Genomic DNA, 23556 nt, shown 5'->3' with positions numbered 1-23556 from the left:
CTCGCGAACCCAGGAAGCCGTCCTCGGGTGAGCCGCAGCGATTGCATCGTACTGTATCGGCTCCCCCTCTGCGAAGCGGTACTCGTACTCAGCGCAGCGGTACTCGTACTCAGCGCAGCGGTACTCGTACTCGACAGGGCGATGGGTGGAATTGATCGGGACCGCTGCGGGAACGAGCACGAGCACGAGCACGAGCACGAGCACGAGCACGAGTACGAGTACGAGTACGAGTACGAGTACGAGTACGAGCACGAGCACGAGCACGAGCACGAGCACGAGCACGAGTACGAGTACGAGTAGGAGTAGGAGTAGGAGTAGGAGTAGGAGTAGGAGTAGGAGTAGGAGTAGGAGTAGGAGTAGGAGTAGGAGTAGGAGTACGAGTAGGAGTAGGAACTAATGGGTTCGCTGGTGGGGGTGAGCGGGGAACGAGCCATAGTCCGGATGCTGCACTGGCACCGTCCGGCGGAGGGATGACTTGCGAAAAGCTCATGGCAAACCGGGCAGCTTGTAACGGTTATAGGGAATGTTTCTCAAGCATTCGGCATTCCCGATTGTTTTGCTTAGCTAAGGTGCGACCCGAAGGCCTTCGATGGCCGATGTTTCCGTACGGCGGAAAATGGGACAGTTGATTCCCGAGCAGGGACGAACCGCTGGGGCTGTGGAAACGACCGTTTCTGCAACAAGAGTGACCGTCACTCGCCAAAACCAACCAACGGCTCCCTCAGGCCCCCGGCATGAGGGTGTCCCTGTCATCCGACTTGTGGGTCGGTTTGACAAGTCCAAAATGACCCACCCTCAATCAGGAACAAGGGCAGTAGAGCTATGACACGAATTAACACGAACGTACCTTCGCTGATCGCTCAGAACCGCCTTCAGCAATCCAACAATTCATTGCAGGAATCGCTGACTCGATTGAGCACCGGTCTGCGGATCAACTCCGGAGCCGACGACCCGGCGGGTCTGATCGCCAGCGAGGCGTTGCGGAGCGAGATCGGCGGCTTGAACAAGGCGATCAGCAACACCAAGCGAGCCAGCCAGATCATCAGCACCGCCGACAGCGCCCTGGGCCAGGTCAGCAGCCTGCTGGGGGACATCCGCGGACTGGTTGTCGAAGCCGCCAACTCGGGTGCTCTGAGCGACGACGAAATCGCGGCTAACCAGCTGCAGATCGACAGCTCCCTGGAAGCCCTCAACCGAATCGCCCAGACGACCACCTTCCAGGGCCGCAAGCTGCTGGACGGTTCGCTGGACTTCGTCAGCACGGTCAATCAAGTCTCCAGCGTTAACGACGCGCAGATCGACCAGGCCAACCTGGGTGCGACGGGCGAAGTCACGGTGAACGTCAACATCACCTCGGCGGCCCGGCAGGCCAAGGTCACGGCGGGAAGTGCCGCGTTCGAAGCTCCGTCGACCGCCACGGCCGATATCGAACTGACCAACCAAACGGCCGACGTCGGCGGCAGCCCCGCCACGGCCACCGCGGCGAATTTCACCCTGACCAACCAGTCCGGGGCTGTCGGTGCCGCCAACGCCACCGCTGCCGAAGCGACCGTGACGTTCACCACGCAGAACGCCACGGCCGAAACCGACATCGCGATCACCGCGGATTCGAGTATCGCCTCGGGAACCACGATCACGTTCCAGGACAGCGCCACCGACTCCAACGGCGACGCCCTGGCCGTCGGAGCTGCCGAAGCGGTGTACGATTCGGGAACCAACACGATCACCGTTCGCGGTAACGGCGACACGGTGACTCGCGGCGACGTGGCCACGGCCATCGACGGTTTGGCCAACTTCAGTGCGACGGCCGGAACGGCCGCTACGACGGTGGCATTCAATTCGTCCACGCCTGCCGACGTCAACATGGCGGACGTCACTTCGTCGTTGACGCTGACCGCGGACAACGCCGGTGCGGCCTATGACGGTGCGACCATCAACTTCGTAACCGGCTCGTCCAACGACGCCGCTTACGATGCCGACACCAATACGTTGACCGTCACGGTCGACAACAACGGTTCGCAGTCGCTGGCCGACTTGAAAACCGTGATCGATGCCAACACCGATTTCACCGCCACGGTCAACACCGGGGGTGACTTGAACATCGATTCGACGGCCCTGTCGGCCACGACGACCAACGGTGTGGACGCCTTGGCCGGTACGGTGGAGATCACGGCGGATTCCGGCATCACGGCCGGCACGACCGTCACCTTCATCAATTCGACGACCAAGCAGGACACCACTGCCCTGGCCGCGGGCGAAGCCGAAGCCTATTACAACAGCGGTACCAATACGCTGGAAATTCGTGGCAACGGCGACAGCGTGACCCGCGACAAGGTGGCCGCCGCGATCAGCGCGGTCGACGGCTTCAGCGCCACGGCCAACAGCGCGGCCAAGGCGATGCGGTTTGCTTCGGCCAAGCCCTTGGATGCGACGTTGGCCTCCACCACGCCGGACTTTACGATCTCGGCCGATGCCACCGGCAGCGCCCTGGAAGGCACGACCGTGGCCTTCGCCTCCGGTGCCTCCAACGCCGCGGCTTACGATGCCAACAGCAACACGTTGACGATCACCGTCGACAATACGGCTCCGCAAACCCTGGCCGACATCAAGGCCGTGGTCGATGCCACCGATTTCAACATGGAAATCAACACCGACGGCGTGTTGAACATCGACAATACGGTGATCGCCAACGGAACGACCGTCGGCGGTGCCGACGCGGGCACGCCGGGCGTATCGGTTTCGGCGGACTCGAGCATCGCCGCCGGCACGCAGATCAACTTCGTCAACAGCACGGTCGACTCCAACGGCGACGCTCTGGCGGTCGGTGCGGCCGATGCCAGCTACGACGAAGCGACCAACACGTTGACGGTGCGTGGCAACGGCGACGGCGTGACGCGTCAGAAGGTTGCCGAAGCGATCAGCAACCTGGACGGCTTCACCGGCTCGGCCGATTCCCCGGCTGCGGCTGTGGAATTCGCCACCGCCACACCGACGTCCTCGACCCTGACCGCCTCGACGCCGGCCCTTTCGATCGCTGCCGACAGCAACGATCCCAAGTACGCCAATGCGACGGTCACTTTCGTCAGCGGCGACGCCAACGCGGCGGCCTACGACGAGGACAGCAACACGTTGACCGTTACGGTCAACAGCGGGGCTCCGCAGAGCCTGGATGATCTGAAGGCCGTCATCGACGCCACCGACTTCACCGCAACGGTCAATACGGCGGGCGAATTGAACATCGCCAACACGACGGTCGCCGACGCCACGGCAACGGTCAGCGATACCGGTGGCTTGTCCGACGACCTGGTGTTCGAACTGACCGGCACCAACGGTGCGGAGACGTTCAACTTCAAAGCCGGAGCAACGATCGACGACGTGGCTTCGGCCATCAACCTGGTCAACGACGCGACGGGCGTCACCGCCAGCAACGTCGACGGCAATCTGGAATTCAGCACCTCGGCCTACGGCAGCGATGCCAAGGTGGCGATCGACGTGATCAGCGAAGGTGCCGGTGGCAACTTCACCGCCAGCCTCGACACTCGCCGCGACGTGGGTGCGGACATCGTGGCCCAGGTCAACGGCACGCAGGCCAACGGCAAAGGCAACAGCCTGTCGATCAATACGGCCACGTTGGACCTGTCGCTGAGCGTCAACGACGGCTCGGACGAAAGCTTCTCGTTCTCGATCACCGGCGGCGGCGCCCTGTTCCAACTCGGTAGCGAAGTGGTCACCAACCAACAAGCTCGGATGGGGATCAGCAGCGTCAGCACCGGTAAACTGGGCGGTGCCTCGGGCCGGCTGTACGAACTGGGCAGCGGCCAAGCCAAGAGCCTGGTCAACGACGCCGCCGGAGCCGCTGAGATCGTCGACGAGGTGATCACCAAGGTGACCAGCATCCGCGGCCGGCTCGGTGCGTTCCAGGCGACGACGCTGGAAAGCAACCTGGTCTCGCTGAACGACACCGTGGCCAACCTGCAAGAGGCCGAAAGCTCGATCCGCGACGCCGACTTCGCCGCCGAATCGGCCAAGTTGACGCGGGCTCAGATCCTGGTCCAGTCGGGCACCAACGTGCTGGCTCTGGCCAATCAGAACCCGCAGAACGTGCTGTCGCTGATCCGATAAAGCACGGCGTCAGGACGATTGACTGAGAAACGAACACCAGCGGAAGGGCGTCCCTTCCGCTGGTTTTTTTATGCCCGCACCACCGCCCTCGGCAACTCCGCCCGCAGCGGCGTCCGAAAAACTGAACTCAGCCGGCACAGCTTGCCGATTTAGAAAACATCTGCAGGCCTTCTTCACAGCAACAGACTCCCTCATGGGCAGAATCCAAACCTCCATCGGCTTGATCACCGGCACTGATATTCAGGGCACGGTGGATCAATTGATCGATCTGAGTGGGATCCCGCGTGATCGCTTGGTCGCCCGAAACGAGACGCTGAACCAACAGCAGGAAGCGATCTCGCAGCTGACCGCGTCGGTGATCGCCGTCCAGCTATCGGGCGATCGGCTGGCGGAAAGTTCGCTGTTTCAAACCCGCAAGGACGCTTCGAGCAATGAGGCCGCCCTCTCGGTTTCCTCTTCGCAGGGAGCGCCGCTGGGCGAATACCAGGTGGCCACCAAACAGTTGGCCGCCACCCATGCCGCCAGCTCGCGGGTGCGTTTTGAGAGCGTCGATGCCGCCCTGGAACTGGAAGGCCAGATCCGGGTTCGCAACGGCGGCTACCTGAAACATTCGATGGCCCTCAGTGAATTGAACGCGGGCCTGGGCGTCCAGCGAGGTTCGATTCGCGTCACCGATCGCAGTGGCGCATCGGCCGATATCGATCTGTCCGAGGCTCGGACCATCGACGATGTGCTCGCCGCCATCAACGACCACCCCGATGTGGCGGTCCGCGCTTCGGCCGACCGGGACCGAATCACCCTGACCGACCTGAGCGGCGAGGCGGTGTCGAATCTGCGAGTCGAAGAGATCGGCGAGGGCGAAACGGCCGCCGACCTGGGGCTGTACGGCCTGGACGCGGCCGCCGATGTGGCCGCCGGTGCCGACCTGACTCCCCCCGGCGAAGATGGCCGACAGACGTATCTGCATGGCGTGGCCCTGTCGCAGCTGGGCGGCGGACAAGGTCTGGGCGAACTGACCAGCCTGGACATCACCCTCCGCGATGGCTCCTCCGCCACAGTCGACGTCTCCGCGGCCGACACCATCCAGCAGGTCCTCGAAGCCATCAATGCCAGCGGCCTGGATCTGGTGGCCAAACTGGACGATTCCCAGACCGGCCTCCGCATCCGTGACCTGTCCGGCGGCAGCGCGAATAACTTTACGATCGCCAGCGCCGACGAAACGGCCCAGCGACTGGGGATCGCCACCGACAGCGAATCCACGATCCTGGACGGCGCTCACCTCGGCCGGCAGTGGGTCGATGCGGATACGCCCCTCTCCCAACTGAACCAGGGCCGGGGGCTGACCCCAGGATCGTTCAAATTGACCGACTCGGCCGGCGCCTCCAGCGCGATCAACCTGAAGTTCGCCGGGCTGGAAACGGTGGGCGAGTTGATCGATGAAGTGAATTCCTTGGGGCTGGGAATCGAAGCCCGTATCAACGCCCACGGCGACGGGATCACGCTGGTCGACACGGCCGACGGTGCGGGGGTGATGACGGTCGAAAACACCGACGGTGCGGTCGCGGCCAGCGAATTGGGTTGGGCCGGCGAAGCCGTCGAGGTGACCATCGATGGGGAGACCAAGAAGGCCATCGAGGGCGGTGAATTCCTCAGCGTCGACGTCACGGCCGAGGACACCCTGGAATCGATCGCGGAGAAAATCAACGCCGCCGATCGTTATGTCAAAGCGACCATCGTCACGACCGAGGACGGCACGCATTCGCTGCAGTTGAGCAGCCGGCAGGGGGGCCAAATGGGCCGCTTCAGCATCGATACGTCGGGTTTTGATCTGGCCATGCAAACCACGTCCACCGGCCAGGACGCCGAGGTTCTGTTGACCGACCAGACCGGTTCGACTCGCAAACTAACCAGCCTCGACGGGGTCTTCGAAGACGACTCCAGCGGCCTCTCGATGACCCTCAAAGCCCTGTCGGACAGCCCCGTTACTGTCACCGTCGAAGAGAACCCCAAAGCCGTGGTCGACGCGGCCAAGACTCTGGTCAAGCAGTACAACCTGATGAAGGAAAAACTGGACTCGCTGACCTTCTACGACGCTGCCAATGACAGCTACGGCCTGTTGTTCGGGTCGACCGAAGCGCTGCGGATCGATTCCGGTTACTCGCGGCTGCTGTCGGGCGTGATGCGCGGCAACGGCGACATCCGCTCGTTGGCCGAAGTCGGTCTGCGTCTGAACGACAAAGGCCAGATGGAACTGGACGAAAAGAAGCTGACCGCCCGATTGGAAGAAGACGTCGCCGCGGTCGAACAGTTCTTCACCACCGAAGAAACCGGCGCGGCCGCCAAGCTCAGCGCGCTGGCCGATCGCTTGGTCGGCGTCGACAACGGCATGCTGCTGAGCCGAACCACGGCCCTCAGCTCGCGGATCGAACGCAACAGCGAACGCATCGACGCCCTGAATACGCGTCTGGAAAACGAACGCGAACGCTTGCTGAAACAGTTCTACGATATGGAAGCGGCCATCTCGAAACTGCAGAGCAACCAACAATACGTCACCGGGATTCAACCCCTCTCCTACTCCTCCTAGTCAAGGATGACTCCACCACGATGTCCCGCACGCACCACAGCCAACAGTACCTGGAACAAAGCGTCCTGAATGCCACGCCCGCTCGACTGCGGCTGATGCTGATCGAGCGCGGCGTGCAGGTGGCTCAGTCCCTGGCCGCGATGCCCGCCGACCAGATCGATCAGGTCGCGTTTACCGACATGACGCTGCGCCTGCGCGACATCCTCGGCGAGCTGCTCTCGGGCGTCAAACAGGGTGATCTGGAAGTCGCCAAACAGGTTGCCGACCTGTACGTGTTTCTGCTGCAGCACCTGACCGCGGCCGAACAGCAGCACGATCCGGCGACCTGGAGCGAGATCGCGACGGTCTTGGAAATCGAACGCGAAACCTGGCAGCTGGCGTGCGGCCAGAATGCGGTCCCCGCACCCCATCAGACGCTCCTGTCGGGCCTGAACAGCAGCGCCGCGGGCCTGAATAGCGGCGCCACCCCCGGAGGCTTGGCCACGGGCAATCGCGGCCCCTCCGCAACCGCTCCGCGAACCTCGTCGCTGAACCTGCAGGGCTAAGCACGTCGCAACCTTTAATTCGGCATCACCCTCCCGCTGCGCGGGAGGGTGTTGTCGCGGGGTTTCACCGAAAGATTCATGCCGACGTGCTTAGTGGGCCGTCGATCCGTTCGAGGACGGATGGCTCACTCCATCGATAGGCCGCTATCCGGCGGGGCCAGAAACCCGGCAAACTGTTGTCAGCACCCCGGTTTGGGCGTATGTTTCGAAGGTAGGGACCTCCCCCTTCTTTTTCATACGCGTGCCGTAGATAGCTTTCCATGTTCCGAATCGTTTTATTCGTCTGGGCAATCCTGGTCTGTGTTGCTGCCCCCTGGTCGGCCGGCGAGGAGCCTCAGGTCCAAGCGGAATCGAGCCCCCAAGCCGCTGCGCACGGCGAGCAGTTCGTGCGGGTTTCCAAGACCGGGGCGGGCGAACCCAAAGGGCTCGACACGGCCATCGTGCGGTTCACCGGCCGCGCGGGCACGCCCTACGAAGGACGCATCGTCGACCTGGTGGGCGTGGTGCACATCGGCCAGGACGAGTACTACAGCGATCTGAAGCAACGCTTGGCCAAGTACGACGTCGTGCTGTACGAACTGGTCGCCCCCGATGGTACCCGCATCCGGCCCGAGGACCTCGAACAACGCCGCTCCCTCCTCGCCTCGATGCAAAGCGGCATGAAGGACTTGTTGAACCTGGAATACCAGCTGGAAAAGATCGACTACATGGCGGAAAACTTTCGCCACGCGGACATGAGTCCCGAAGAGTTCGTCGAGGACATGCGCCGGCGCGGCGATAGCTTTCCGAAGATGATCGCCCGGATGATGGGCGCGGGGCTGGCCAATCAAGCCGCCGGCGGCGGAACCGAAGTCGACCTGCTGGTTGCGATGTTCAGCAAGGACCGGGCGATGATGATGAAACGCGCCATGGCGTCACAACTGAGCGATTTGGAATTGGCCACCGCCGGCATGGATGACGAACACGGCGACAACACCCTGATCAAAGGCCGCAACGCCAAAGCCTTCGAAGTCCTGAAAGAAGTGCTCGAGGCCGGCGAGAAACGCGTTGCGGTGTTCTATGGGGCGGGCCATCTGGATGATATGGCCGAGCGGCTGGAGCAGGATTTTCAGATGCAGCCCACCGCCACGACCTGGCTGCAGGCCTGGGACCTCCAGCGAAATTAATTTCGCCGTAGCCGAACCGTAGCCGAACCGTAACTGAACTCGCCAAAGTTTGGACTGAACTCGCCAGCGTTTGGACTGAGCACGTCGGCTTGAATCTTTCGGTGAAAGCCCGACTCCTCCAGAGGAAGGGTAAAGCCGAATTAGATGTTGCGACGTGCTTAGTCCAAACTCTGGCGACTTCGGCTACGGGTGTGCCTTGCTCTTCTTGTTGGTCCCCCCCTCCTTCTCTTCCCCACCGCTACGACTCGGCCCGTCGTCGCATTCCGGGCAAACGGCAAAGGGACCTAAATGCTCAATGCGGCCCCAGTTTTCCGCCGACGCTTATACCAGGAACAACCCTCTTTGCCCGTCTCCGTTTCACCCTCCAACTGCGAAGCGCGAACTGATGAAAATGGATCGTAATCGATATTTCTTGATCGGCATGTTGTTGATCCTGATCGGGATCCAATTTCGCATGGTCGAGTCGGTCGTTCTGAACGAGCAAACCACCCGAGCCTTGGCACGTGTGACCAACACCAAGGCGGTGGCCAACAGCGACATGATGTCCTCGTTGCTCATGCAAGTTTATCCGGCTCCCAAGAAGCGGATCGTGCCGCCCCGTTGGATCGGGTTGGCGATGATCGCGATTGGGGCTGTGGTTTCATTGCACGCCATCGCAATTCCTCGCCGGAATTGACGCGGATACTTCACCGATGATGTTGTTACCCCTGATGCTGCTGTGGCTGCGCGCGCCGCTTTTTTTTCCACCTTCGCTGCGCTGGTCACTGCTGGTCCTGTTCTGTCTGGTCGCCGGGCATGGTCCCGGCGCCATCGAACCCGATCCCGCCTCCCCCGCCTCCCTCACCTCCCCGAGCGAACATGCGCCCACCGCCCTCGATCCCACGCCGCCGGCCGCCGCCGCTTCCCCGTCCGAGCCTCCCGATCGCGAACGTGAAGGCACCCTGCTGAAGAACGTCCGCGGACGCTTTACCGAAGTCGGCCGCCGCTGGACCTTTACCGTGGACGAGCGAGAGGTCCACTACCGGGTACTGGAAAACCAGGCGCTCGAGCGGGTCGTCAAAGCCATCCGCCAGGACGTCGACGACAACCACTGGGCCGTGCACGGGACACTGACCGAATTCGCCGACGACAACTACCTGTTGCTGCAAGCGGTCGTGCGAGCGACCCAGACCGATCCGGAAACCGCCAACTGAGCCGTTTGCAAGGTAGCTGATCTCGCCAGAGATTGGATCGGGGCAGCACGAAGGTCCAAAGTCTGGCGACTTCAGCTACGGTCAGACTCTGCGATTACAGCTGGACGCAGTTCGAGACTGGGCTTCAGCCGAAATCCAGTTTGCGGATGTCTTCCAACCAGACGCGCAAGTCGTTGTCGTACTCGGTGGCCATGTTGCCCAGAATCAATTGTCGCTGAAAGGCTGCCGCCCCCTGGTGTTCGGCGCTCTGGGCGTCCTGGAAACGGCGGTTGGGATCCGGCGCGATCAAGCCTTGCAGGAAATTCATCAGCAGTTCGTTGCGAGTCACTTCATCGGGCAACAGGGCTTCGAGCTGCTGGGGCAGTTGCCGTTTCAGCTGCAGCAACGTGCGGATGTCGTACTCGCCGGCAAACGGATTGACGCCGCTGAGCAATTCGATCAGCACGTACCCAACGCTGGCCAAGTCGCTGCGGGGCGTCGACTCGTGGTGCTCGATCAATTCCGGGGCGGCATAGGTCGGCGTGCAATCGCGTTCGCGGGGCGGGTTGTTGAAGTCGATGGCCGAACCGATGTCGATCAGTTTGACGTGGCCGGTTCGCTTGAGCATGATGTTCGACGGTTTGACATCACCGTGCAGGATGCCCTCGCGATGCAGGGCGGCCAGGGCGGCCAAGCATTCGCGGACGATCGCCACGGCGATGCCGGGTTTGAAACGCAAACTCTCCTGGCCGTAGGTGGTGATCACGTTGTGGATGTACTGCAGGCGCCGCGGCGTGACGACCGCTTCCAGGCCATCCAGGCACTTGGGGTCGCTCAGCCGGCGGAGGTCGTACCCGTCGACCCACTCCATCACCATCACACGGACCTGATTGCGTTCGATGAAGTTTTGCACGTCCAGCATATTGTCGTGCTGGATCTGAGCCACGCGCGCGGCGATCCCAGCGATCCGTTGCATGCTCTCTTCGTACTGCCGCGCGTCCTCGAAACGCTCGGGCGAAAAGAACTTCATCGCCAGCGGCAGGGTAAACCCGTCGGTCCCGCGATGTTCGGTCAGATACACCTCGCCCTGCCCACCGCTGCCGAGCAATTTCAGCAGGTGGTGGTGACCGGTCCAGTTCAACTTGCGCTGCTTGAGGATGCTCTGGTAGTGTTCGACCAGGCGTTCGTCCTTCATCGTCCGCTGCGTGCCGTGCAGGGTGCGTGTCACGCCGGGTTCGTGTCGTGCGGTCGACAGCAGCGTGGTTCCGTCCTTAGGAAATTGCTTCATGGCGGCATTCTAGCAGGTAGAGGCAGGAAAACGACGGCTATTTCCCGCCCGGTTTCCAGACTTTCGTCGGATGTGCAAATCCCAGACCCTTATCGACCTGGTTCCACAAAGGATCGCCCCGCAGATGGCGCCGCAGATTCTCGCAGACCAGGTCGGTGGTGTCGTCGACCCGGCGCGCTGACTGGGCCCCGACGTGCGGCGTGATGATCACCTGGGACATCTCCCATAGACGACTCTCCACCGGCAAAGGTTCCACTTCCGTGACGTCCAGGCCGGCCCCCTGCAGGTGACCGCTGCCAAGGGCTTCGACCAAATCGGCTTCCACCACCACCTGCCCGCGAGCCACGTTGATCAAGTACCCCCCGGGCGGCATCTTCGCGAGCATCTCCCGATCGATGATGCCGCGAGTCGAAGCGTTCAGGGGCAGGGTGAGAATGACGATGTCGGCACAGCCCATCAAGTCGGCCAGCCGATCCGCCGGCCACAAGCTTTCCACATGATCGGGTTTGTCATCGGGAAAATAATCCGTGGCCACGATCCGCACATCCATCGGAGCCAGCGCCGCGGCGATCTTGCGGCCGTTACCGCCCAGCCCCACGATGCCGACCGTCTTGCCGCGGAGGTCGTCGGTGGGTCGACGAATGAATTCTTTGCGGCCGGCCGCCTGCCAAAAGACGGGCAAGCGGCGGATCGAACCGTACAGCAACGCCATCGTCTGCTCGGCCACCTGAGGCGCAAACAGGCCCGCCGCGCTGGTCACCACGATGTCCGAATCGATGACCTCCGGGACCAGACAATGGTCCAGGCCCGCCGCCGACGACTGGATCCACTTCAGCTTTCCGCCCTCGACCACGCGCCGCCAATCCACGGGTACCTTGGCGTGCCCGATAAAGATGTCCGCACCGGGCAGCTCGGCATCGACCCGTTCTTGACCGGCGTCGACGATCTCCGCGTCGGGAACCACCGCTTGGATCTGAGCGATGTGGTGCGGCTGGACCGGATAACACAAAACAATGCGCATACTCTTGCTCTACCGTTGCAATAAAATCTACCGTTTCAATAAAAGCGAATCGGTCGGACTGGCCCGCCTCGGCTCAGGACCGAAAGTCTCGCGGCGCGGTTTCCATCATCAAGACCACCAGCGCCCAAATCCCGAACGGCGTGTTCCCGATACAGCACAATCCGAAGATCGGCACGATCGCCAACACGGCCGCAACCCGACACAGCGTCAGGGATTGGCGACGCGCCATTTGCAGGCCACCAAACAGAATCATCGCGTTGACCAGTGCCGGAACCCCCAGGTACACACCCAGAAAAAGGGCTTCGGGCCCCACCGGGTTTCCGCCGACCAGTTGCAGGATCAACTGCAAACCGCAAAACAGCAGGGACAACCCTGCGAACACGGCCATGAAGATTCCCGGCAAAACGTACACGACCGGCTCGCGATGGCCCACCGCCCTGCCGGCGCCGCCCCCGATCGGCGTGCTGTAGGGCGACACCGGAGGCGCGTAGAGCGATTGCCTGCCGGGCTGCTCGGCCGGCGGCGAAGCAAACGGCCCGGGCGGCGAAACCGTCCCGCCGGGGCCAGCGGCCGCGGGTGGCAACTCCGAGACCCGAGTGTCCTCCCCGAGGCCGGGCATTTTTAATCGTCGCTCGCAGGCCGGGCAGGTGACGATCCGGCCGGCGACCTCGGGCGTTAATAACAACGCCCGATCACAGGCCGGACAGTGCACCCGGTGCGAAGCGGCCTTGGGGGCGGGCCGGGCCAGCGGGGAACCGCCGGACCTCGTCGCAGGGACGCCGCCGGCATGTGAGGGCGATCCGGCAGACGAGGGCGATCCGGCAGACGGGCGCGCCGCCGGAGAATGCGAATCGGTGGCCGACAACCGCGGCGCGATCATCATCGTCAAGCAGGCCGGACAGCGGACTTTCTTACCTCCGGCGTCGTCCGGCACCTCCAAGGTCTTATCGCATTTCGCGCAGCGCAGTTGCATGACTCGGCTCGACGAACAAACGGCAATCGATTTGACTCTTCCGCCACGGTCCCCTTGGGAAAGGATGCCCTTCCCATTGGGAAAGAGCATCCTTTTTTTGACGGCGCTGCCAGTCTAGCAGAACCGCGCGGCCGACGGTTCTGCGGGGCGTCTGCGGCGGCAAATGTCAAGTGCGATCGGGCGATAAAAAAGTAGTTTGCGAATCCCTTCGAACCGCTCTTCAATCTCGACTGGGCGACGACTTATAATTAGCGGTGCGGCAGCCACGGCTGGATCCTTCTCTGCCGCTTGGTGGGTTCCGCCTTCAAGATTTCAAAGACTGCACCGCCAGGCAGCGATCGAAGATCACGGGCGGTCAGTGATTACGCTCCAGAGGATAATCGCGTGTTATCGGTTCGCCCCAAAGTCGCCGAGCTGGCGTTTCAGATCTTCGGTCGCACGCTGCATCCCGAGCTGTATCGGATCCACCAGACCAGACGGATCGAACGCACCGCCTACGACGCCAAGATCGACATCACCAATTGTGGCCATGTGATCACGTGGCGGGCCGGCGGGGTGACGTTGTGCGAAGTCGCTTCCTCGGCCAGCCAGCCGTTGCCGCGGCGACGCCAACTGCTGAAGAAACCGCTGAAAGGCGTGCACGATGAAAGCATTGAATGCCACGGTGGGGTCCGCTACCGCACGCGGTTCCAGCTGGAGCCGGTCGGCCCGGATCTGTTCTGGACCTTCCAACAACAGCTCGGCCAAGGTCCCACCGAAGGCCTGCTGCATACGTTCGACCCCAGCGGCCGCATGGCGCTCGGTGCACTCAGTTATATCCACGTCGATTGCCGCTGCCGCTCGATGATGGTGCAGGCCATCCATACCTTCCCCGACGACTACGCGATCGTCAAAGTCGAATCGACGTTCTCGCTGCCCGAAGCTTAAACGGTGCCGCTAGACAAGGTGCTGGGGGTGATCGATCTGGTCGAGGGCCGAGCCGTCAGAGCGGTGGCCGGACGGCGACACACCTACCGGCCTTATCCCAGCGAAGGCCTGCGTAGCCCCGACCCGCTTCGCCTGGCCCAACAATACCGGCGACTGGGTGTCGGCGGTCTGTACGTCGCCGATCTGGACGCGATTTCGGGCCGCCCCCTGCAAGCGGCCGTCCTCGGCGAGCTGCTCGCCGGCGACCTTCCCCTGTGGCTGGACGCCGGCATCCGCGACCCTCGTGACTGGCGAGACAAACAATCCCAACTCGGCGCCGCTCCGGCTCGCTGGATCCTGGCCACCGAAACGCTGCCGGCCGACCAACGACCGGAAGCCTTTTTCGAGGCCGACCGCACCGCCCCGTCCTCCGCCGCCACGGCCCCCGAGCTGACGTTGGGCCTCGACCTGAATCGCGGTGTGGTCCGCAGCGGCGGCGTGGTCGAGCGGCCGGCGTCGTCGGCGCCGATCGAGCCGGCGTTGGAGCTGATCGCGCGCTGGATTGCCGCGGGCGTGCGTTCGGTCCTGCCGCTGGACATCAGCGCCGTGGGCACTCGCCGGGGACCGGTCGGCGCAGCGTTGTGCCGGCGGATCCGACAACAGTTTCCGGACGTGCAGCTGATCTCCGGGGGCGGTGTGCGGGATGCCGGCGATGTGCGAACCCTGTTGGCGGCCGGCTGTGATGCCGTACTCGCGGCCACAGCCCTGCTGGACGGCCGAATCGGCGCGGCATCTTCGGAAGAACCGGCCCAGCTGTACAAAGACGCCCCCCCGAACAGCAAAAAGTTGACGGATCGGAAATAGCTGGGATACTGTGAGGGTACGGTCCGCCTCTCTTCTCGCACATAAACGGTATTCACTGATGCTGCACGACCGAGCTCGTTCCCACCGCGGTCCCCGTTCGCTGGTGGCAAGCATCTCGCCCCGCCACACGCTGCAGCGGTCGATCGGGATCGCCTTTGCGACCCTGTTGTTCTTTGCCGCCATCGTCATCAGCAGTCAATTGTGGGGGCAGGGTGCGCAGTTCGAAGTCATCGACATCGCTCCGGAAATGGAAGCCCCCGCGGCGGTCAAAGCCATGGACCGAGCCCGAAAAGAGGCTCCGCGACGGCGCGAAGCGGCCCCGGGCTCGTGGCCCCAGTGGAGCGCCTTCAGCGCCTACTACAACCGCTACCTGTTCCCAAAGATGACCCAGCCCGACCAGCTGACCGAGTTGCCGAAGATGAACCAGGAGATCCTCAAGGATCTGCGGGTGGCGCAGAGCAGCGGTTCGACGCAGGCGGCCAAGGCCATCCTGGACTGGAGCGTGGCGAACGCGCGCAAGTTGGCGCAGGGCAATTACCATCCGGCCGTGCGGGTCAATGCCACGTTGTTGTTGGGCCAATTGGACGAACAGGCCTCGATCCCGCCGGTACCGGCCCAGCAGGCGTTCCTCCCGCTGGTATCGCTGTACCGAAATAAAAGTGTTCCCGACGGCGTGCGGGCCGCCGCCCTGATCGGCCTGCATCGCTGGACGCAGTTCGGGTTGCCGAAACTCAACGCCAACACGCGGTATCGCGATGGACTGGTCCAGATCATGCTCGACCTGGCCAAGGAACCGGTGCCCGATAACCGCACGGCCGAGGGACACGCCTACCTGCAGCGCTACGCCCTCGATGCCTTGCGCGTGCTGTACACCGACGCGAAGAGCAAAGAGATCACCGACGTCTTCGTGGATCTCTCGACCTCGCCCGACGCCTCACCGATCATCTCGCTGTACGCTGCGGCCAACATCGCCAAATTGGGCGGGAGCGCCAAAGTGGAATCGCCGACCGACGTCGCCAAGGCCTGGGCCGTCAATGCGTCCAACGTCTTCGCCTCCGAACACGCTCGGCTGCTGGCCATGACACCGCCCAAAGCCGCCGCCTCCCAGTCCGGCCCCGTCCAGCCCCAAACCCGCGGCTATGGCACCGGTGGTGCCCCGGGATCGGCCGGCATGGAGTACGGGATGGGCGCGGGTTATGGCGGCGAAATGATGTCCGACGAAAGCGCCTACGGCGCAGCCGGAATGATGGATAGCGGCATGGACGGTTATGGTTCGGATGAGGCCGGCTATGGCATGGACGGCATGGGCCCGGGAGGCTACGGCATGGGCCCCGGTGGCTATGGGATGGGTGGCATGGCCCCGGTCAATCCTCAGCCGCCCGAAGTCACCGCCTCGCGACGGCGTTTGATCCACGCCTTGGAATGCATCAAGTACGGCCTTACCGGTTCTCGCAACGTCGAAGAAGCGTCGACGCCGGCCGGCCTGCAAACCCAATTCCCCGAGGACCAAACGCTGGCCGCCACCCAGCTGAAGGATACGCTCCTGGAAGTGCTCGACGAAGTCAACAATACCGAGTACGACACGCGTGAAAAATTTGCCGAGATGCTGATCAGCCAGGCCGACAACCTGAAGACACTCAGCACGCATCTCGGCCAGGAAACGCCACAGGAGGCCGAAGTCGAGGAGGACTCCAACTTCCCCGCCGGCCCGGAATTCCCCCTGTTCGGCTCCTGAGCCAGTGTCGCCTTTCGCTCCGTGAAAGTTGCGGATAGCAGTGTCGCCTTTCGCTCCGCCGAAAGTTGTGGGTAGCAGTGTCGCCTTTCGCTCCGCCGAAAGTTGTGGATAGCAGCGTCGCCTTTCGCTCCGTGAAAGTTGTGGGTAACAACTTTCGCGGAGCGAAAGGCAACACTAATCGCCCAGTTCCATGCACAGGACGTGATCGCGGCCCCGCACATACAGCAGGCCGCGAGCGAGAATCGGGGCGGCCCAGCACGGCTCTTTTAGCGCCGGGCGGTCTTCGGCCGGGCTTGCCAAGTCGATCGAGGTGACGACGTCCAGCTCCTCGGTCGTCGCGTCGATCAATTGCATCTGGCCGTCCTCGTCCAAGACCACGAAATGACCGTCGACGTACAGCAGCGAACTGCGAACGCGGCGATCGTCTTCCCAGCGCAGCGTCCCGTCGCCCAGAGCGAAGCAGCGGAGATCGCTGTCGGGTTTGTTGCGGCCGCTGCATCCGAACACAATGCCGTCCAAAGCGATCGGAGTGGCCCAGTGGGCACGTAGCGCACGCTGCCGGCTTCGCGGTGGATCCCGCCACAGCAGCCGCGGTTGGTCCTGCGAAACCTCCAGTACGGCGGCCCCCAAGTCGTAGCATTCGGAGATCAAAACACGACGGTCCTCGACCACCGGTACAATTGCATTGACGCTTTCCAGGCGTGGCGACCGCCAAGGAAAGAACCACAGTTCACGACCTTCGGCCGGATCGACGGCCATCAACCCTTCGCGCACAAATGCCAGCACCACGGTTTTTCCATCGATGACCATCGGCCGCGGCGAACTGTAGCTGGCTAGGTAGTCGCCCACTCGCCAACGTTCCTCGCCCGTGTCCGCATCAAAGGCCACCAAGGCCGAACCGTTGGGGGAGACGCGGTCCAAGGCGCCGTAGCCGACGCGGCGATCTTCCGGCGGACTCCCTCCCACCATCACGATCACTTGATCGTCCAGGACCAGCGGCGAACAACCGACACCAAAGAAATTTTGGATCACCCCGTACCGGGTATTGGTGTCTACCGTCCAGATCAAGCGTCCGTCGGAGACCGCCCGGCAGGTCAGCTGTCCTGCGACGCCCAGGGTGTAGACGGCCGAACCGGCGACCGTGGGACTGCTGCGAGGACCATTGTTGTAGCCGTACATGTCGCGGTACTCGACCGGTTGCGACTGGCTCCACAGCTCCCGACCGGTCTCCGCGTGCAAGCATCGCAGCCGTTCGGCGTCGCCCACCCGGTCCAGCTGAAAGTAGCGTCCGTCGGCCACCGAGCCGATGCCGTAACTGGTGCCCAGCCGGGCGTGCCAGCGGGTTTTCAGTTTTCCTTCGCTCCAATCACGACCAATGCCCTGCTCAGGACTTTTACCATCGTAGGTCGCTCCCAGAAAACGAGGCCAATCGCTGCCCTGGGTTCGGGTGGCCAGCGACGGCGGCGACCTATCGACCAGGCTGACCGCGGCCGCCTCTCGGTTGGCGGGCAGCGGATCGTCCTGGGCGCCGCACCGGCGGGCTCCCCAGGATGCGGCCAGAACCGCTAAGGTAACCGCTATGGATAATTTGTATGTCAATCGTCGGCTGACCATTCCAGGCTCCCAGCTACAGGTATCGTTTGCGCGCAGCAGCGGTCCAGGCGGCCAGAACGTCAACAAAGTCAATTCCAAAGCGACCCTGCGCTGGCAGGTTCGCGATCAGCCGCTGCTGGGCCGCCAGTGGCAGGAGCGATTCTTGCAGCGGTTCGCTAACCGCGTCAACGTCCAGGGCGAATTCGTCGTCAGCAGCGATCGCCATCGAGACCAGATCAGCAACATCGAGGACTGCCGCCAGAAACTGGTCGATATGCTGCGTCAGGTCCAGGATCCGCCCAAACGCCGCAAGCCCACCAAGCCGACGCTGGGCAGCAAACGCCGCCGGCTGAAGGCCAAAAAACAGCAATCGGAAAAGAAGCGTCTGCGCGGCCGTCCGCCGATGGAATGAGTCACCGCCGCCCCGCGTTCGGTCCGGCGGGGTTATAATGGCTGTTTCTCCACCGTTTCTCATTCGTCAAACCAACCGAACCCGGCCGCGGGAAAAGGGGGCACGCGATCGCTATGCAGCTTTGCACTTTATCACCGATTGGCCGCACCGGCCGGGGGGCCTTGGCGGTGATCCTGCTCGCGGTGCTCTGTATTTCCAACAGCCGATCCGCTCCAGCACAACAGACGAACCCCGCCGAACAGACGAACCCCGCCGAACAGACGAACCCCACCGAACAGACGAACCCCAGCGAACCCGTTTCGGCCGCTGGCGCCAGAGCCGTATCGGACGGTTCGCTACCGCACCTGCTCCGCGTCGCCGAAGGCGTGTTGTCGGGCGCCCAGCCGCGAGATGAACAGGACTTTGCGCGGCTGGCCGAGATGGGCGTACGAACGATCGTGAGTGTGGATGGGATTCGTCCCAATGTCGAAGCCGCACGCCGCCATGGCCTCCGCTACGTCCATATTCCCTTCGGGTATGACGGCGTCGATGAAGTCGCTTTGCAGCAATTGTCGCGAGTTGCCCGCGAGGTCGACCACCCGGTCTACGTGCACTGCCACCACGGCAAACATCGCGGCCCGGCGGCGGCCGCGGTGATCTGCTTGGCCAACGGCGATTTCCACCGCGCCGAAGCCATGGATTACCTACAGCGGGCCGGCACCAGCCCCAATTACCAGGGGCTTTGGCGGAGCGTTCGGCAGTACCGGGTTCCGCCTCCCGACGCGGTGCTGCCGGAATTGGTCGAGGTGGCCACGGTCGACGATCTGGTGCAGTGGATGGCCGAGATGGATCGCGCCCTCGACCAGCTGAAGCTTGCGGAGCAGGCGCACTGGCGTACGCCCACCGATCATCCGGATTTGGTTCCGGCTCATCAGGCCTTGTTGGTGCAGGAAGCGCTGCGAGAATCCCATCGACAGCTCGACGCCGACCAGCGCAGCGCGTTCGGCGATGCGATGGCCGCCAGCGAACGGATCGCAGGCGAATTGACCGCGGCGATCGAAGCGGAGCGGAGCGGCCCCGCAAATCAGGCTTTCCGGCGGCTCCAGCAGAGCTGCGTCGATTGCCACCGCGAGCATCGCTAGACCAGCCGTCGGGGCGTCGGCCACGGTTGCTGCGTTCGCCCGCGGGTCGAGCGATTCAACCGCTGGACTCGCGGAGGCCTACCAGCGGCCGGTGAACCGGTCGCCGCGCACCACCTGTTCGGCCGCGGGACTGAGGCCGTAAGCCAGATCCGGCTGGTTCAGTTCCAGAAACAGGGTGTAGCGTTGGTGATGGGCGTCGCTGTACATGATCGGGGCCCGGGTTACCTTCAGCAGTCCCGAGGGGGCACCGTTCCAGCGCACCGTATACACACCGGCGTCGAGGGACGGCTCGGGCGACATGTGGTAGTGCGCCTGCATCGTCTGGGCGATCTTGCTGGGATCGCCAACAAAGCCGTGGATGTTCAGCCGCTGGAGTTTTCCGGAGCGATCGAAGTAGTAGGTAATCGTGCCGGCCACATCGGTCGGATCGGTCCCCGTAACCAGCGGCACCCGCAGGCCGTCCAGTTCCAGATCGGCCAGCACCGTGGTCACGCGGGTGAAGTGTTGGGCGACCCACTCGGGCGTGACGTCAAAACGCAGCACATCGCGGAGGTCGTGCACCGGTCCGCCGACCAAGGATTGCCGCGTCCCACTCCCGCCGCTCAGCGTCTCGTGCGTCCGCGGCCCCAGCCCTTTTTCCCACAGCGTTTCGGTCTGGTAATGAGCGTGGAAGGGCCCCGTCGTGGACAGGTCTGAAAACTGGCCGGTGCGTGCCGAATCGTCCGAGGTGGTACGGATCATCGCCGAGACCCGCTGCGTCATATCGCGTCCGACTTCGGTTTCGCTGGCCACGTAAGGACCACCGATCGCGGCAGCGGTCAAGACGGCCGCGGTCAATCGCCGTGCCATGGGAGGACAAGCCTTGCGTTGCGAGGAAAGAAGCGGGAGGTCGCCACCGTAACTATCGACCATCGGCCGCAGCCAAACTTGCTGAAAAAGCGGCTTGCCGCCTGTTCGCTGCATCCCCAACAGCCCGGTCAATGCCTGCGGCCGGTGTGGCCGGAACAATCGCCACACTCTCGTAGCTGAACTCGCCAGCGTTTGGTCCGGGCGGGTTCGCTCCAAAGTCTGGCGACTTCAGCTACAGAATCAGGTCGCCGACGTCGGGCATGCGGCCGTAGGCATAGGCCAACAACTTGATCGGATGCACCACCGGTCGATCGACGCCGTGTTCGATCTGCATGCGACACGCCGTACACTCGCTGGCGGCGACCTGAACGCCGCTGGATCGCATCGCACTGATCAGCGGCCATCCGATGCGCAGGCTGTTGCGGTAATTCTGCTTTTGCAGTCCCCACAACCCCGCCATCCCGCTGCAGCCGGCATGGATGGGTTTGACGGTCAAGCCGGGAATCAGATCCATCAACAGCGGCCCGGGCTCGCCCCGGTCGATCGCCCGCACATGACAGGGCTGGTGATACGCCACCGTGGCCGAGACGGGGCGAAAATCCAACGTCAACTCGTTGCGGCCGTGCATGTCCCATAGGTACCGGCAGGCTTCGTAAGAGTTCTCGGCGACCAGCCGAGCATCGTCGTCGTCGACCAGATTCAAATACTCGTGCTGCAAACACAACACCGCCGACGGTTCGGTGGCCACGACCGTGTGTCCCTGCCGGATCGCATCGGCCAGCAAGCGAATGTTTTTGACCGCCAACTTGCGAGCCGTCTTCAAGTCGCCGGCCGCGATGTGGGACATCCCGCTGTAGACCTGTCGCGGGGGCACATACACGCCGACGCGGTTCTGCAGCAAGACTTCGATCAGCGCCCGGCCGATCGAGGTGTCGTGATAGTTGGTAAAGTAGTCCATAAAGTACACCACTTTCGGACCGCTCTGCCGCACCGGCCGCGTCAGTTTTCGCCGCCCCGCATAGCGCAGCAGTGTGCGATTGGCCAGCGGTGGCAGGCGGCGGGCCGCCGACAATCCGAACAGGCGCTCCAGCAACCAACGGCTGAAGCGATTGCGGATCACGTGATTGGACAACCAGGGCAGACGCGACATGACCCGCGCCAACGTATCCAGCCGGCACAGCAACATGTCCGAGACCGGCAACCCATTGGTCGCCACGTACTGTCCCTTGATCTCGTTGACGATCTTGGGAATGTTGACCGACGCCGGGCATTCCAAGCGACATTGATGACAATTGAAACACAGGTCGGCCACCGCTTTGCCCCGGTCGCCACTTAATTCCTCTGGATCCAGGTCGCCGGTCAGGACGCCGCGCAGCAGATTGGCTTTGGCTCGCGGAGACGCTTCTTCGATTCGCTGGGCGCGGAACACCGGGCACTGGCGTTGCTCCGGGGCCGTCGTGCGGCATCGCCCACAACCGTTGCACTGCCGGGCCGCTCGGTCGATATCCTCCTCCGGCGGCCAGACCTGCAGGACGTTCAGCTTCTTCTGCGCCAGGGCCGCGTCGACATCCTCGGCGGGCTCGTCGGCGGTGGCCGCCCGGCCTTGGTCCCCGGCGTGCCCCAGTTCGATCGCGGCCTCGACCGGGCGCAGGTTTTCGTGCGGTTGCTGTAGGGTCGCCCCGGTGATCTTTCCGGGATTGAAGCGATTGTGGGGATCGAACAATCGTTTCATTTCGGGCATCGCCCGCCACAGCTCGCCGTACTGCCGCGGCAGCAACCAGGATCGGCTCAGGCCCGAAGCGTGTTCGGCCGACAACGTGCCGCCGTGTCGCCAAGCCACTTCGGAGATCCGCTGCGACAACGAACGCAAACGCTGTTGGTCATCTTGGCCAGCCAGATCCAGAAAGGGACGAACATGCAGTTGACCGTGGCCGGCGTGAGCAAACAAAAACGCCGTCGTCTGTTCGGCTTGCAGCGCAGCCTGAATCTCGGTCAACACGTCCGGCAGGGTCTGCGGCGGGACCAGTAGATCTTCGACAAAGGGCAGGGCTCGGGAATTGCCTTTCAAGCGATACACCCGCGGAACGACCCGCCGGCACAACCGCCAGTACATGTCGCGCTCGCTCTGCTGGACGGTGGTCACCGCGGCGTACGCCAAGGCGGATTGTTCGGTGAGGTCCGCCACGAGGGCCGCCAAACGATCGCGCAGCTCCGGTAGCGCTTCGCCCTGCACCTCGACCAACAACATCGCTTCGGCATCCCGCGGGATCACCTCCTCATAGCGAGGTTCCATCTCCCGTGCGATCTCCAACAACCGGCGGTCCATCAGATCACAGGCCACGACACCATGCCGCAGGGCCGCCGATGCGCCGCGAGCCGCAGCGTCCAAACGATGAAAGAACAACAGGGCCACGCCGCGCTGCGTCGGGATGGCTTCGGTCCGCATGGTCGCTTCGGTAATCAGTCCCAGCGTGCCCTCGCTGCCGGTCAACAGTTTTGCCAGATCGATGCGATCGCCGCTGCGACAATCATCCAGTCGGTAACCACCCCGCAGCCGGCGACCTTCCATCTGAACCTGTTCCAGCGCCGCGGCGTTGCGGTCCAGCACCCGTTGCACGCCGGCGGCAAACCGTCCCGCGATGCCGCCCTCCAGCGGCGAGTGCTGGCTCAGTTCGACGATCTTTCCTTCGCTGGTCACGACCTGAACCGATTCGATGGCATCGCGGGCCGAGCCGTAACGCAGGAAATGGCTGCCCGAAGCATCGACGGCGATCACACTGCCCATCGTGGTCACGCTCCGCGTGGCCGGGTCCGGACCGAACATCCGCCGCATTCGCTGGAGGTCGCGGTTCAGCACGGCCAGGGTCACGCCGGGCTGCAGACGCACGCGCTCGCCGCCGTCGAGCACCTGCCAGCGCCGCATGTAGGACGAAAAATCCAGGACCAACCCCCGTCCCAAAGCCTCTCCGGCAACGCCGCTGCCGGCCCCGCGAGCATGCAGCGTCAGATGGTGTTCGGCGGCATACCGCACGCACGTGGCCACGTCGCTGGTCGAACGCGGCCGGACCACGCCCAGAGGGCGCAACTGGTAGATGCTGGCGTCGCTGGCATACAGTTGGCAGGTAACGTCATCGCACAGCACATCGCCGGCGACGGTGCCCCGCAGGTCGTCTTCAATGCGCTGACGTTCAACGTCCATGGTTTT

General features: G+C 63.3%; 18 protein-coding genes. 12 read left to right on the top strand and 6 right to left on the bottom strand.

Annotated features, from left to right (window positions below):
• Positions 1–141 precede the first annotated feature (141 nt).
• The 7 genes from GE027_RS23045 to GE027_RS08655 all read left to right on the top strand — a co-directional run bounded on the left by GE027_RS23045 (position 142) and on the right by GE027_RS08655 (position 9610).
• Complete coding sequence (locus tag GE027_RS23045; protein ID WP_202617365.1) at positions 142–300, top strand: hypothetical protein; 159 nt, start codon at positions 142–144, stop codon at positions 298–300.
• Between the two features lie 522 nt (positions 301–822).
• Positions 823–4122 carry a flagellin N-terminal helical domain-containing protein gene (locus GE027_RS23355; RefSeq protein WP_237607404.1) on the top strand — a complete coding sequence of 1100 codons (3300 nt, stop codon included), beginning with the start codon at positions 823–825 and terminating at the stop codon, positions 4120–4122.
• Between the two features lie 193 nt (positions 4123–4315).
• A complete protein-coding gene (gene fliD, locus GE027_RS08675; RefSeq protein ID WP_153556793.1) occupies positions 4316–6706 on the top strand; it encodes a flagellar filament capping protein FliD in 2391 nt (796 codons plus the stop codon).
• Between the two features lie 20 nt (positions 6707–6726).
• Positions 6727–7251, top strand: coding sequence for a flagellar export chaperone FliS (locus GE027_RS08670; RefSeq protein ID WP_153556792.1), 525 nt, complete (start codon positions 6727–6729; stop codon positions 7249–7251).
• A 260-nt stretch (positions 7252–7511) separates the two neighbouring features.
• The gene (locus GE027_RS08665; protein ID WP_153556791.1) at positions 7512–8417 is read left to right on the top strand and encodes a hypothetical protein; all 906 of its coding nucleotides are present in this window, start codon (positions 7512–7514) and stop codon (positions 8415–8417) included.
• A gap of 391 nt (positions 8418–8808) precedes the next feature.
• Entirely contained in the window at positions 8809–9093 is a 285-nt protein-coding gene (locus GE027_RS08660; RefSeq protein WP_237607403.1) for a hypothetical protein, read from the top strand.
• Between the two features lie 16 nt (positions 9094–9109).
• Complete coding sequence (locus GE027_RS08655) at positions 9110–9610, top strand: hypothetical protein (protein ID WP_153556789.1); 501 nt, start codon at positions 9110–9112, stop codon at positions 9608–9610.
• Between the two features lie 124 nt (positions 9611–9734).
• Here the strand turns inward: GE027_RS08655 and GE027_RS08650 are convergent, their stop codons facing one another.
• The 3 genes from GE027_RS08650 to GE027_RS08640 all read right to left on the bottom strand — a co-directional run bounded on the left by GE027_RS08650 (position 9735) and on the right by GE027_RS08640 (position 12871).
• Positions 9735–10877, bottom strand: a complete 1143-nt coding sequence (locus GE027_RS08650; RefSeq protein ID WP_202617364.1) for a serine/threonine-protein kinase — start codon at positions 10875–10877, stop codon at positions 9735–9737.
• A 37-nt stretch (positions 10878–10914) separates the two neighbouring features.
• A complete protein-coding gene (locus tag GE027_RS08645; RefSeq protein WP_153556788.1) occupies positions 10915–11898 on the bottom strand; it encodes a D-2-hydroxyacid dehydrogenase in 984 nt (327 codons plus the stop codon).
• A gap of 73 nt (positions 11899–11971) precedes the next feature.
• Positions 11972–12871, bottom strand: a complete 900-nt coding sequence (locus GE027_RS08640) for a zinc ribbon domain-containing protein (protein ID WP_153556787.1) — start codon at positions 12869–12871, stop codon at positions 11972–11974.
• Between the two features lie 384 nt (positions 12872–13255).
• On the opposite strand from GE027_RS08640, the gene GE027_RS08635 reads away from it, so the two are divergent.
• From GE027_RS08635 to GE027_RS08625, 3 genes are read left to right on the top strand one after another with little or no spacing between them, the layout of a single operon-like run.
• Positions 13256–13798, top strand: coding sequence for a DUF2617 family protein (locus tag GE027_RS08635; RefSeq protein WP_153556786.1), 543 nt, complete (start codon positions 13256–13258; stop codon positions 13796–13798).
• Positions 13799–13801: 3 nt separating this feature from the next.
• Positions 13802–14641 (top strand): HisA/HisF-related TIM barrel protein, encoded by an 840-nt coding sequence (locus GE027_RS08630; protein WP_153556785.1) that lies wholly within the window; start codon positions 13802–13804, stop codon positions 14639–14641.
• Between the two features lie 58 nt (positions 14642–14699).
• A complete protein-coding gene (locus tag GE027_RS08625) occupies positions 14700–16376 on the top strand; it encodes a hypothetical protein (protein WP_153556784.1) in 1677 nt (558 codons plus the stop codon).
• Between the two features lie 174 nt (positions 16377–16550).
• On the opposite strand, the gene GE027_RS08620 is transcribed toward GE027_RS08625, so the two are convergent.
• Positions 16551–17975 carry a PQQ-binding-like beta-propeller repeat protein gene (locus GE027_RS08620; protein ID WP_162006637.1) on the bottom strand — a complete coding sequence of 475 codons (1425 nt, stop codon included), beginning with the start codon at positions 17973–17975 and terminating at the stop codon, positions 16551–16553.
• Between GE027_RS08620 and arfB the strand changes: the two genes are divergently transcribed.
• Together arfB and GE027_RS08610 are read left to right on the top strand one after the other, a co-directional pair.
• Entirely contained in the window at positions 17956–18381 is a 426-nt protein-coding gene (arfB, locus tag GE027_RS08615) for an alternative ribosome rescue aminoacyl-tRNA hydrolase ArfB (RefSeq protein ID WP_153556782.1), read from the top strand. The two genes, GE027_RS08620 and arfB, sit on opposite strands and share 20 nt — an antisense overlap.
• 113 nt (positions 18382–18494) lie before the next feature.
• The gene (locus tag GE027_RS08610; protein WP_153556781.1) at positions 18495–19502 is read left to right on the top strand and encodes a protein-tyrosine phosphatase family protein; all 1008 of its coding nucleotides are present in this window, start codon (positions 18495–18497) and stop codon (positions 19500–19502) included.
• A gap of 78 nt (positions 19503–19580) precedes the next feature.
• On the opposite strand, the gene GE027_RS08605 is transcribed toward GE027_RS08610, so the two are convergent.
• Both GE027_RS08605 and GE027_RS08600 read right to left on the bottom strand, forming a co-directional pair.
• On the bottom strand, positions 19581–20351 hold the full coding sequence (locus tag GE027_RS08605) for a DUF6690 family protein (RefSeq protein WP_153556780.1): 771 nt from the start codon (positions 20349–20351) through the stop codon (positions 19581–19583).
• Between the two features lie 232 nt (positions 20352–20583).
• The gene (locus GE027_RS08600) at positions 20584–23550 is read right to left on the bottom strand and encodes an FAD-binding and (Fe-S)-binding domain-containing protein (RefSeq protein WP_153556779.1); all 2967 of its coding nucleotides are present in this window, start codon (positions 23548–23550) and stop codon (positions 20584–20586) included.
• Positions 23551–23556 lie beyond the last annotated feature (6 nt).

This window comes from Roseimaritima sediminicola (genome assembly GCF_009618275.1).
GTDB classification, from domain to species: Bacteria; Planctomycetota; Planctomycetia; order Pirellulales; family Pirellulaceae; genus Roseimaritima; species Roseimaritima sediminicola.
Note: the sequence above shows the minus strand (reverse complement) of the source record. Positions and strands in the feature narration are given on the sequence as shown.